This is a genomic window from Shinella sp. 20P9.1.1 (assembly GCF_057798995.1).
Window position 1 is genome coordinate 154,329 of sequence record NZ_JBYOLC010000005.1, and the last position, 12,343, is coordinate 166,671.

Annotated in this window: 9 protein-coding genes; 3 read left to right on the plus strand and 6 right to left on the minus strand. The window is 61.7% G+C overall.

Features of this window, described 5'->3' with window-relative positions; translation table 11 throughout:
• Position 1: 1 nt before the first annotated feature.
• The 6 genes from AC27VQ_RS10785 to AC27VQ_RS10810 all read right to left on the minus strand — a co-directional run bounded on the left by AC27VQ_RS10785 (position 2) and on the right by AC27VQ_RS10810 (position 8,375).
• Positions 2 to 2,194: an esterase-like activity of phytase family protein gene (locus AC27VQ_RS10785; protein WP_488716252.1), complete on the minus strand. Its 2,193-nt coding sequence runs from the start codon at positions 2,192 to 2,194 to the stop codon at positions 2 to 4.
• Between the two features lie 289 nt (positions 2,195 to 2,483).
• Positions 2,484 to 2,759: a DNA-binding protein HupB gene (gene hupB, locus AC27VQ_RS10790; RefSeq protein WP_023516583.1), complete on the minus strand. Its 276-nt coding sequence runs from the start codon at positions 2,757 to 2,759 to the stop codon at positions 2,484 to 2,486.
• 205 nt (positions 2,760 to 2,964) lie between these two features.
• Entirely contained in the window at positions 2,965 to 5,391 is a 2,427-nt protein-coding gene (gene lon, locus AC27VQ_RS10795) for an endopeptidase La (RefSeq protein ID WP_488716253.1), read from the minus strand.
• 420 nt (positions 5,392 to 5,811) lie between these two features.
• The gene (gene clpX / locus AC27VQ_RS10800) at positions 5,812 to 7,089 is read right to left on the minus strand and encodes an ATP-dependent Clp protease ATP-binding subunit ClpX (protein WP_257947384.1); all 1,278 of its coding nucleotides are present in this window, start codon (positions 7,087 to 7,089) and stop codon (positions 5,812 to 5,814) included.
• 262 nt (positions 7,090 to 7,351) lie between these two features.
• On the minus strand, positions 7,352 to 7,717 hold the full coding sequence (locus AC27VQ_RS10805) for an MmcQ/YjbR family DNA-binding protein (RefSeq protein ID WP_488716254.1): 366 nt from the start codon (positions 7,715 to 7,717) through the stop codon (positions 7,352 to 7,354).
• 25 nt (positions 7,718 to 7,742) lie between these two features.
• Positions 7,743 to 8,375: an ATP-dependent Clp protease proteolytic subunit gene (locus AC27VQ_RS10810; protein ID WP_313522456.1), complete on the minus strand. Its 633-nt coding sequence runs from the start codon at positions 8,373 to 8,375 to the stop codon at positions 7,743 to 7,745.
• A gap of 275 nt (positions 8,376 to 8,650) precedes the next feature.
• Here AC27VQ_RS10810 and ggt point away from each other — a divergent pair, with 275 nt between their 5' ends.
• The 3 genes from ggt to AC27VQ_RS10825 all read left to right on the plus strand — a co-directional run bounded on the left by ggt (position 8,651) and on the right by AC27VQ_RS10825 (position 12,298).
• Complete coding sequence (gene ggt, locus AC27VQ_RS10815) at positions 8,651 to 10,402, plus strand: gamma-glutamyltransferase (protein ID WP_488716255.1); 1,752 nt, start codon at positions 8,651 to 8,653, stop codon at positions 10,400 to 10,402.
• A 67-nt stretch (positions 10,403 to 10,469) separates the two neighbouring features.
• Complete coding sequence (locus tag AC27VQ_RS10820; RefSeq protein ID WP_488716256.1) at positions 10,470 to 11,720, plus strand: cytochrome P450; 1,251 nt, start codon at positions 10,470 to 10,472, stop codon at positions 11,718 to 11,720.
• Positions 11,721 to 11,728: 8 nt separating this feature from the next.
• Positions 11,729 to 12,298, plus strand: coding sequence for a hypothetical protein (locus AC27VQ_RS10825; RefSeq protein WP_488716257.1), 570 nt, complete (start codon positions 11,729 to 11,731; stop codon positions 12,296 to 12,298).
• Positions 12,299 to 12,343: the final 45 nt, after the last annotated feature.

Sequence of the window (12,343 nt, forward strand, 5' to 3'; positions counted from 1 at the left end):
CTTACATCGCGTTGATCGGACCGATGCCGAAGAACAGCGTTTCGCCGGAGGAATCGTCCACGCCGTCATTGTCGGTGATAACGAACCCGTTGCCGGCGGCGTCGATGGCAAAACCCTCGACCTTGTCGACGACATAACCGTTGGTGGCCTTGAGGTCGGGAATGAGATCACGGACCTCTTCCTTCTTGACGACCGGCAGCGCGCCGCCGAGCTTGGCCGGCTTCAGATCGGCAAGGGCCACGCGGTAAAGCTTCTTCAGCTTGGCCGCCTGGCCAATCAGGTTGTCACGCTCGATGATATAGGCGTAGTCACCGTTCGCGGTGATTTCCGACAGACCGACCCAGCCGCTTTCCGTCTTTTCGAGCGGGTAGCGCACGGCGCCCCATTCCTTGGACGTCGGCTTGTAGGAAACGAGCTTTACAAAGCCCTTCTCGTCGTCAGCCCATTCGCGCTGCACGGCCATCCAGAGCGTCAGGTCGTCGCCTTCACCGACGCTGGTGATGCCTTCGAAGCCGAAGCGTTTTTCGTGGGCACGCAGTTCTGCGGGAATGGCGATTTCCTTGTCGATCTCACCCTTCTCGGTCACGTGGATGATGGCATGGCTGACGAGCTTGTCGGCATCGCCTTCATTGGCAAGCCAGTAGCCGCCTTCGCCATCCGGCGTCAGGCCTTCGCTGTCGAGCTTCTGGGCGGCAGCACCGTTGCGGGTGATGCGCAGCGCATCGACGATCTTCGCCGGCTTGGCGGTGGCGTCGATCGTGAAGATCGTCGGCTGCGAGGCGTAGAAGCTGTCGTTGACAGCGACGAGCATGCCCGGCTTGTCCTTGATCGGAGCGAGGCCCGACAGGGCGCCGAAGCCGATCAGCTCGCCGTCCTTCTCGGCGGAGACGATCTGCGGATAGGTCGCCTCGCCTTCGGCACGCTCGTAGAGCATGACATGCGAACGCGCACCGCCGTCCTCGACGAGATCGGCCTCGTTGGCGGTCACGAAAAGGTTGCGGCCCGGAATGGCGACGGCGCCTTCCGGCGCGATGCCCGACGGCAGGAGCTGGAGAAGCTGCGGCTCTGCACCCGTGTCCTTGTAGACGCCGACGATCGACGCGCGCTCGGCGAGCACGAAAAATAGATTGTCGTCGCCGAACTTGGCGGCCTCAAGGCCTTCCGGCTCGACGCCCTTCTTGTTGCGCTTGTCCGGATAGTGGCCGATTTTGGCGATCTCGCGCTCGAAGGCAGTGCCGTTCTCATAGAGGACCTTGCCGTCCTTGCCGAAGATGGTGAAGCCGCGCGCGCCGCCCTTCCAGTCGCCTTCATTGGCAACGACGAGACGGTCATCGTCCAGCCACTTCACGGCGTCGGGTTCGCGGGCAACGTCCTTCACGTCACCGGTGAATTTCAGCGCGCCGTCCTTCTTGGTATCGACGCCTTCCAAGCTGACAGCGCCGGCCGAGAAATGGGTCTTCACGGTGCCGGTCTTGCCGTCGATGATGACGATATGGTTGTTTTCCTGCAGCGTCAGCGCGATTTCATCGAGGCTGTTGAAGGAAACGAATTCAGGCTCCGGGTCTTCACCGGCAACATCGGCAAGGCCGGTCAGCGTAACATGCTTGATCGAGCCGCAATCGACGACACCATCCTTCAGCGACAGGAGGACGAGGTCGCCGGCCAGCATTTGCGGGATGTCGCCGTCATTGACCTCTTCGTCGCGCTCGTTCTCGATGGCGATGGCGGCGAGCGTCTTGTCCTTGTTCAGCGCAATCGAGTCCGGCTGACCACCAAGGTCGCAGGTCGCGTCGATCTTTTTCGAGACGAGATCGACCTGAGCCAGCACGCCCGACGGCTTGACGAAGCTTTCACGCGTGTTGACGGCAACCAGCGCCTTGCCAGCGGCAACGGCAACGGATGTCGGCTCGCCTTCGAACGTGACGGAACCGCCGGCCTTCGGGGCCTTGGCGTCGGTGATGTCGATGATGCCGATCGCCTTGTTCGGGCTGTCGGAATAGACGAGCGTGTTGCCGTCTTCGGAGGCGGCGATGATTTCCGCCGACGTCGGCGTCGCCTTGTCCTTGCCCTCGGGCAGGTTATCGGCAACGGCGAAGGACGCAATGCGATTGAATACGGGCTCGGCGCTGGCGGCAGAGGCTACCGATGCGGCGAGAACCGCGGCCAGTGCCGCGGTGAGAGAACGGGTTTTCATGAAATCCTCCGGAATCCGGTTTCTTGGAACCGGGCGGTTCTGAGGCTTTCTTGTTACAGGCGCATGACACTTGGGCGACGGTTCCACACGCACAGCCGCCAAACAAAAGGGGGCCCGGATGAACCGGACCCCGAGCCTGAAATTCAGGATTTGCGGCGGAGTGGATGACCGCTCTGCCCTGCAGCGCCACGCGTCGCGAGAACGCGTCCGGGACGCTGCGGAACTTCAGATCTGCGACACAATGCAAACCCCGGGCTTAAAAGCCTGGGGTGCACGCATTGGCTTGGGATCAGCCGTTGACGGCGTCCTTGAGGCCCTTGCCGGCCGAGAACTTCGGCACGTTGCGAGCCGGGATCTCGATCTCGGCACCGGTCGAAAGGTTGCGGCCCTTCGAAGCTTCACGACGCGACACGGAGAAATTGCCGAAACCGACGAGACGAACGTCGCCACCGTTCTTGAGTTCGCCCTGGATCGTTTCGAAAACGGCGTCGACAGCAGATGCTGCGTCCGTCTTGGAGAGGCCAGACTTCTCGGCGACCGCGGATACGAGTTCATTCTTGTTCATGTTTCCACCCCTTTCATACGGTTTGAAACGACTCATACAAGTCGGGGGCAGAATACGCATCGCCCCTCGCCTCGCAAGAATATTTCGTCGCAATCCCCTGAGAATCCGGGGTTTACACACGTTTTTCAACGAAAAAGACCGGCCGCAAGGCCGGTCTTTTCCTGTTTTGCCCCAAAATGCCGGGCGTTTCACCCGGCATTAAGGCTCAATGCGCGATTGCGCCGGTGCCGTCTTCGGTCGATTCGACCGCCGGAACACGGGCAGCTTCTGCCGCAGCACTGTCCCATTCGATCGGCTCGGGCTTGCGCAGCAGGGCGTGCTGGATGACCTCGCCCATGCGCGAGACCGGGACGATCTCCATGTTGTTCTTCACGTTGTCCGGAATGTCGGCCAGGTCCTTGGCGTTCTCTTCCGGGATCAGCACCTTCTTGATGCCGCCGCGAAGGGCTGCGAGCAGCTTTTCCTTCAGGCCGCCGATCGGCAGGACCCGGCCGCGCAGCGTCACTTCGCCCGTCATCGCGATATCCTTCGAGACCGGGATACCGGTCATGATGGAAACGATGGCAGTCGCCATGGCGATACCGGCCGACGGGCCGTCCTTCGGCGTCGCACCTTCCGGCACGTGCACGTGGATATCCGTCTTGTCGAAGCGCGGCGGCTCGATGCCGAAATCGACGGCGCGCGAGCGGACATAGGACGCTGCTGCCGAAATCGATTCCTTCATCACGTCCTTCAGGTTGCCCGTGACCGTCATGCGGCCCTTGCCACCCGGCAGGCTGACGCCTTCGATGGTGAGCAGCTCGCCGCCGACTTCCGTCCAGGCAAGTCCCGTGACCACACCGACCTGATCCTCGCGCTCGGCTTCGCCGTGGCGGAAGCGCGGGACGCCGAGGAAGTCATGGATGTTGTCAGCCGTGACCTCGACCTTCTTCGCCTTGCCCTTGATGATCTCGGTGACAGCCTTGCGGCCGAGCTTCATCAGTTCACGCTCGAAGTTACGCACGCCCGCTTCGCGGGTGTACTGCTGGATGACCGCCATCAGCGCGCCGTCGGTGACCGAAAACTCCTTCGGCTGCAGCGCGTGGTCGCGGATCGCCTTGGGCAGCAGGTGCCGCTTGGCGATTTCCAGCTTTTCCTCTTCGGTGTAGCCTGCGATGCGGATGACTTCCATGCGGTCCATAAGCGGAGCCGGAATGTTCAGAGTATTCGCCGTCGTCACGAACATGACGTTGGACAGGTCGTATTCGACTTCCAGGTAGTGATCCATGAAGGTCGAGTTCTGTTCCGGATCCAGCACCTCGAGCAGGGCCGAAGACGGGTCGCCGCGGAAATCCATGCCCATCTTGTCGATCTCGTCGAGCAGGAAGAGCGGGTTGGATTTCTTGGCCTTCTTCATCGACTGGATGACCTTGCCGGGCATCGAGCCGATATAGGTGCGGCGGTGACCGCGGATTTCGGCTTCGTCGCGAACGCCGCCGAGCGCCATGCGGATATATTCGCGGCCGGTCGCCTTGGCGATCGACTTGGCGAGCGAGGTCTTGCCGACGCCCGGAGGGCCGACGAGGCACAGGATCGGGCCCTTGATCTTGGTCGAGCGGGCCTGCACGGCGAGATATTCGACGATACGCTCCTTGACCTTGTCGAGGCCGAAGTGATCCTCGTCGAGGACCTTTTCCGCAGCGTTGAGGTCGGTCTTGATCTTCGACTTCTTGCCCCACGGAATACCCGTCAGCCAGTCGAGATAGTTGCGCACGACGGTGGCTTCCGCCGACATCGGGCTCATCTGGCGCAGCTTCTTCAGTTCCGCGTCGGCCTTTTCACGGGCTTCCTTGGAAAGCTTGACCTTGGAGATCTTGCCTTCCAGTTCGGCCATCTCGTCGCGGCCGTCCTCGCCGTCGCCGAGCTCCTTCTGGATCGCCTTCATCTGTTCGTTGAGATAGTATTCGCGCTGGGTCTTCTCCATCTGGCGTTTGACACGCGAGCGGATGCGCTTTTCGACCTGCAGAACCGAAATCTCGCCTTCCATGAAGCCGAGCGCCTTCTCCAGGCGCAGCTTGACGCTCGTCGTCTCAAGCATTTCCTGCTTCTCGACGATCTTGATGGAGAGGTGCGAGGCGACCGTGTCGGCGAGCTTCGAATAATCCTCGATCTGGCTCGCGGCACCGACGACTTCGGGCGAAATCTTCTTGTTGAGCTTTACGTAGTTTTCGAACTCGGAGACGACCGAGCGCGACAGCGCTTCGATCTCGACCGGGTCTTCGTCCGGCTCGGCCAGGACATGGGCCATCGCCTCGTAGAATTCTTCACGGTCCGTATAGCCGTCGATTTCGGCGCGGGCGCGGCCTTCGACCAGAACCTTGACGGTGCCGTCGGGCAGCTTCAGGAGCTGGAGAACGTTGGCGACGGTGCCGATGCGGTAGATGGCGTCGGTCTCCGGATCGTCGTCGGAAGCGTTGATCTGGGTGGCAAGCATGATCTGCTTGTCGGTGCCCATCACCTCTTCCAGCGCGCGGATCGACTTTTCGCGACCGACGAACAGCGGCACGATCATGTGCGGGAACACCACGATGTCGCGCAGGGGCAGGACCGGGAAGGCCGTGGAATCGTGCGGCGCAGACGTCTTCTTCGTCATGTCATTTCCTTTCAAACGTCCCGTTTCCGGGAACCGGTCCTGTCGGTCTCTGGGGACACCGGGCCGGCGATCTTTTCCATCCACAAGTGGCGTGCGGTTGACGTATTTTCAAGCCCGGTTGCGGAGTGCCCCACTCCACTGCGGACAAGACGAACCAACGACAGGAAGTCTAGTCTTCCGCGCTGTCGCGGAACTTGCGGCCTTCCTCCGGCAAAGCTGCCGGAGCCTACGCGAGACACAGAATCGAAGTCTTCCATCTTCGCTCGACTGATAACGTTTCGCAACGCCTTGTCGAAGCAGCGGAAGGTTCATCATCATGACCTTTTAAGGCCAAGGCGACCAGTCACGAAATGTCGCTAGACGTCCCCGAAACGAAAAGACCCGCCGGCGGCGGGTCTTTCCTGAACGGTTTGGCATCGATCAGGCCGATACGTTGGCCTTCTCCTCGGAGCGCTCCGAGTAGATGTAGAGCGGGCGGGCCGAACCGCGGACGACCTCGTCGGAGATGACGACCTCGCGAACGCCTTCCAGCGTCGGCAGTTCGAACATCGTATCGAGCAGGATCTTTTCCATGATCGAGCGCAGGCCGCGGGCGCCGGTCTTGCGGATGATCGCACGCTTGGCGATTTCGCGCAGAGCATCCTCGTGGAAGGTCAGTTCGACGTCTTCCATCTCGAACAGGCGCTGATACTGCTTGATCAGCGCGTTCTTCGGCTCGGACAGGATCTGGATCAGCGCGTCCTCGTCGAGGTCTTCCAGCGTCGCCAGAACCGGCAGACGGCCGATGAATTCCGGGATGAGGCCGAACTTGACCAGGTCTTCCGGCTCCAGTTCGCGCAGGACTTCGCCGACGCGGCGATCTTCCGGCGAACGAACCTGCGCGCCGAAACCGATCGAGGTCTTTTCGCCGCGCGCCGAAATGATCTTGTCGAGACCGGCAAAGGCGCCGCCGCAGATGAACAGGATGTTCGTCGTGTCGACCTGCAGGAATTCCTGCTGCGGATGCTTGCGGCCGCCCTGCGGGGGAACCGAGGCAACCGTGCCTTCCATGATCTTCAGAAGCGCCTGCTGCACACCTTCACCCGAGACGTCACGGGTGATGGACGGGTTGTCGGACTTGCGCGAGATCTTGTCGACTTCGTCGATATAGACGATGCCGCGCTGCGCACGTTCGACATTGTAGTCGGCCGCCTGGAGAAGCTTCAGGATGATGTTTTCGACGTCCTCGCCGACATAACCGGCTTCGGTGAGCGTCGTGGCATCCGCCATGGTGAAGGGCACGTCGATGATGCGGGCGAGCGTCTGGGCGAGATAGGTCTTGCCGCAGCCCGTCGGGCCGACCAGCATGATGTTCGACTTCGCCAGTTCCACGTCCGAGCCCTTGGCGGCATGCGCCAGGCGCTTGTAGTGGTTGTGCACCGCGACCGACAGGATGCGCTTGGCCTGCTGCTGGCCGATGACATATTCGTCGAGGACCTTGATGATATCCTGCGGCGTCGGAACGCCGTCACGGGATTTCACCATGGAGGTCTTGTTCTCCTCGCGGATGATGTCCATGCACAATTCGACGCATTCATCGCAGATGAACACGGTCGGTCCGGCAATCAGCTTGCGGACCTCGTGCTGGCTCTTGCCGCAGAAGGAGCAGTAAAGGGTATTCTTGGAGTCGCCGCCGTTGCTGCCGCTGACCTTGCTCATATCACTTTCCTTCCAGCACGCCGTTCATCTCTCGGAGAAGATGGCCGGACCACTCAAACCGCCCTTTCGGAAGCGTAGCATCCTTCAAAGGCTTCCAGGGGTACTGACCGGCCCGGGCCACGCCCTTGAACCGGTTGCAACGCATTCCCCGTTAAACACCGAATGCTAAGCCGTCACAAATCAACATAGCATTAACGGCCAATATTACCGGCTTTATGGCGAGGATAAAGCCCCGCGATCATTACAAATCGCGCGATTGCCTTCATTCGCACCTTAAGCCAAGATCGGCACGGGCCTTGCGCGTCAACTTCGCCGCCACCAGACCGTGGCTTTCCCTTAGATAGTCACACAGGGCCGCATCATCAACTGATTCGCCCGTCTGCCGCTGAATCCACTTCATTCCGCGCGAGGCGAGATAGGGTGCCGGGCGGCATCCGGGCTGCTCACGCAGAATGTCGTAGGCGAGCTCCGTCACCTTGAACGTCACCCCGAGCCCAACCCCCTCGCTCCAGCCGGCGATGGCGAAAACCTTGTCGCCGACCTTCCAGACATGCGCCCCGCCCCATTGCACGACATGCGTCGTGGCGGGGAGCGAAGCGCAGAAGGCGTTGTAGTCGTCGAGCGTCATCCGGCCTCGCAGCCCCGAACGCGGATTACGCCGCGTCCGGTCCTTCGAGCGCCTCGCGGCTGGTGATGACGCGGTCGATCAAACCCCAGTCCTTCGCCTCGTCGGCATTCATGAAATGGTCGCGGTCGAGCGTCTGTTCGACTTCCTCATAGGTGCGGCCGCAATGCTTGACATAGACCTCGTTCAGCTTGCGCTTCATCTTGATAATGTCCTTGGCATGGCGCTCGATATCAGACGCCTGGCCCTGGAAACCGCCCGAGGGCTGATGAACCATGATGCGAGCGTTCGGCGTGGCGAAGCGCATGTCCTTGTGGCCGGCCGCCAGCAGCAGCGAACCCATCGAAGCGGCCTGACCGATGCAGAGCGTCGATACGGCAGGCTTGATGAACTGCATCGTGTCATAGATCGCCATGCCGGAGGTGACGACGCCACCTGGCGAATTGATGTAGAGCGCGATTTCCTTCTTCGGGTTTTCGGCCTCGAGGAAGAGAAGCTGCGCGCAGACGAGCGTTGCGATGTGATCTTCCACCGGACCGGTGAGGAAGATGATGCGCTCCTTGAGGAGACGCGAATAGATGTCGTAGGAACGCTCGCCGCGGTTGGTCTGCTCGACGACCATCGGCACCAGAGCCATGGCGGTATCTACGGGATTTCTCATATCGATCCTTCATCTCAAGTGCCCTGAAACCCTCGCCAAGCGTTGGGAATCAGCAAGTTTCGTCTCCCCTACATAGAGTGTCAGGGTATCGGACTTCAAGACGGCGCCATGTTTTGCGGCGCTCAATGCGAGAATGCGGTTAACTCACGCAACGTCGGGCGATGATTTCCACAAGGCAAGCGCTGTCAGCGTGAAGAAAGCGTGAATTCCGTACGCCATCTTGCCTCCCCTTTGCGATTGCCCGCACTATATCCCTCCCAGCGGAGGCAATCACCATGAAACGATCCCTCGTCGCCCTCGGGCTTCTCTTTCTGACATCGACGGCGGCGCCGGCCCAGCAGGCCTCCGACACCGTGTCACCGGAACGCGCGACCGGCCTTGCGGCGGCGAAGATCACGACCGCCAAGGCGCATATGGTCGCCGCCGCTCACCCGCTGGCGGCCGAGGCCGGCGAAAAGGTCCTGGCGGACGGCGGCAGCGCCATCGATGCGATGATAACGGTGCAGACCGTGCTCGGCCTCGTCGAGCCGCAATCCTCCGGCCTCGGCGGCGGCGCCTTCCTCGTCTATTACGACGCCGAGGCGAAGCGCCTCTTCACGCTCGACGGCCGCGAGACGGCGCCTGCCGACGCGACGCCGAAACTCTTCCTCGACGACAAGGGCGAACCGATGCAGTTCTTCGACGCCGTCGTCGGGGGCCGTTCGGTCGGCACGCCCGGCACCGTCATGCTGCTGCAGGAGGCGCACAAGCGCTGGGGCCGCAAGGACTGGAAAGAGCTCTTCTCACCGGCTGAAAAACTGGCACGGGACGGGTTCGCCGTTTCCCCGCGGCTTGCCAAGCTGATTGCGACGGAGGGCGACAAGCTCAAGACCTTCGAGGCGACGGCATCCTATTTCTTCGGCGCCGACGGCGCACCGCTAACCGTCGGCACGATCCTGAAGAACCCAGCCTATGCTGAAACGCTCTCCGCCATAGCCAGGGACGGTGCCTCCGCCTTCTATAGCGGCCCCATCGCCGAAGCGATTGTCGATACCGTGCGCATGTCCGGGAAAAATTCCGGCGTCCTGTCCCTTGCCGACCTTGCGAACTACCACGTGAAGGAGCGGCGGCCGGTCTGCGTCAGCTACCGCGCGCTCGATATCTGCGGCATGGGACCGCCCTCCTCCGGTGCCGTCGCTATCGGCCAGATGCTCGGCCTCTTGGAAAACTTCGACCTGAAAGCCCTCGGCAAGAACAACCCCGAAAGCTGGCGACTGATCGGCGACGCCCAGCGTCTCGCCTTCGCCGACCGCGAACGCTACCTCGCCGACACGGACTTCGTGCCCTCCCCGATCAAGGGCCTCATCGACAAGGCCTATCTCGGCGAACGCGCAAAACTGCTCGACGGCGACAAGGCGCTGGGCAAAGACGCCGTCGGCGCGGGCAAGCCGGAATGGGACCACGCCTTCAACTTCGGCCGCGACGCGGCCATCGAACTTCCCTCGACCAGCCATTTCGTCATCGTCGACAAGGACGGCAACGTCGTCTCGATGACGACGACCATCGAGAACGGCTTCGGCTCGCGGCTGATGACCAACGGCTTCCTGCTCAACAACGAGCTGACCGACTTCTCCTTCAAGACGCACGACGAGGGCATGCCCGTCGCCAATCGCGTCGAGCCCGGCAAACGCCCCCGCTCCTCCATGTCGCCGACCATCGTGATGAAGGACGGCAAGCCGCTTCTCGCCATCGGCTCGCCCGGTGGCAGCCAGATCATCGGCTATGTCGCGCAGGCCCTCATCGCCTATATCGACTGGGGCATGGATGTCGGCGGCATCGTTGCCATGCCGCACCTCATCAACCGCTTCGGCCCCTACGATCTCGAAGCCGGCACCGATGCGGAAAAGTTTTCAGAACCGCTGAAGGCGCTCGGCTATGAGGTCAAGGCAAGCGACATGAACTCCGGCCTGCACGCCATCGAACTCATCGCCGATGGCCTCAAGGGCGCGGCCGATCCGCGACGGGAGGGTGTTGCGCTCGGGCAATGACACGGCTGTTGACCACGGGATCGTCGCGCTTTCACGGCGCGGCGAAATCCGCTAGGTCTTGGATATCATGACGACGACACATCTCCCCTTCCTCTCCATCGATCCCGCCAGCCGCCGCGTCTCGCTCGACGGCCGCAACCCCGATTTCTACCGCGATCCGAACCCGGTTTACGCGGCGCTGCATGCGCACTGTCCCACCTTCTGGTGGGAAGAGCAGAAGATGTGGTATTTCACCGGTTACGACCATGTGAACGGCCTCCTGCGTGACCGTCGCTTCGGCCGGCAGATCCTGCATGTGGCGACGCGCGAGGAGCTCGGCATGCCCGAGCCGCAGGCGCATCTCAAGCATTTCGACGCCGCCGAGGCTTGGTCTCTGCTCGAGCTGGAGCCGCCGGAGCACACGCGCCTGCGCACCCTCGTCAACCGCGCCTTCGTCTCGCGCATGATCGAGAAGCTGACGCCTGAGATCGCTGCCCTCTGCCATGAGGCGATCGATCGTTTCGAGAAGGACGGTAAGGTCGAACTTCTCGCCGCCTTTGCCGACATCCTGCCGGTGACGATGATCGCCCGCATGATCGGCATTCCCGACGAGATGGGGCCGCAGCTGCTGAAATGGTCGCACTCCTATGTGCGCATGTACATGTTCGGTCGCACCGAGCAGGACGAACTGAACGCCGACAAGGCAGCACAGGAATTTTCCGATTACGTGCGCAGCGTGATTGCCGAGCGCCGTGCTGAGCCGCGTGACGACCTGCTCTCGCACATGGTGCACACGGAACATCGCGGCCAGCTCCTGACCGAGGACGAGCTGATCTCCACGACCATCGTACTGCTCAATGCCGGTCACGAGGCGACGGTGCACCAGATCGGCAATGCCGTGCGCACCATCCTGGAAAACGACGCCGACCCGGCCGTGCTCTTCGCCGACGACAAGGCGACGGAGCGCACGGTGGAGGAATGCCTGCGCATCTCCGCCCCCGTCCACATCTTCGACCGCTTCGCGCTTGAAGATGTCGAACTCGACGGCATCCAGTTCCGCCGCGGCGACAAGGTCGCGATGATTCTGGCCGCCGCCAATCTCGACCCGAAGAAATTCTCCGATCCGCTGATCTTCAAGCCCGACCGCAACGAAGGCGCCAACCTCTCCTTCGGCGCCGGCATCCATTTCTGCATCGGTGCGCCGCTCGCAAGGCTGGAGCTCAATATCGCGCTGCCGATCCTCTTCCAGCGCCTGCCGGGCCTGAAGATCGCGAAACAGCCCGTGGTGAAGGATGTCTATCACTTCCACGGGCTGGAGGCGCTGGAGCTGGAATGGTGAGACGCTGAGTGGCACACGGCGACAACATTGTTATCATCGGTGCGGTCTTCGGCGCGGTCTATCTGTTCGTTCCCATCGCCATGCTCGCCTCCGGCTTTCTGCGGGCGCACGGTGATGAATGGACGTTCCCGGCACTCGTAGCCGCCAATGTCGCGCTGTGGGTCCTATTCACGACGTCCACAAGTGAAGGCAGTTTGGCTTGGGGTCTTTCTTTTCCACACCTCTGCCTCGTTGTCCTGACGTCGGCCATCGGGGGCGTGGCACGCTTCTTTCGCTCTTCGTCCTGTACGGAGACATCAGGAATCGGCAGCTTGCTTCTGGGCTTTGCCATCGGCGTTCCGGTGCCCCTCACCCTGCTCGGTCTCGTGGGTCTCTTCGACCATCAGCCACATATCGGCGTGACTGTCGCCCTCGTCTTTATAACCGGTTTCCTGCTCCATCAGGCCAGTTCAGGCCGCAGCAAATTGCGGATGAAGCGGCCTTGCGACACCTACGGCTTCATATGCTTCTCGCTCGCCGGGACGCTGGGCATCGCAACGTTCTTGGCCAATTTTTTCCCGCTACAGGCAGCATCCTAGCCCCTGAGCAGAACCGGAGCCATACACGCTGCTCGATCTGGCAAA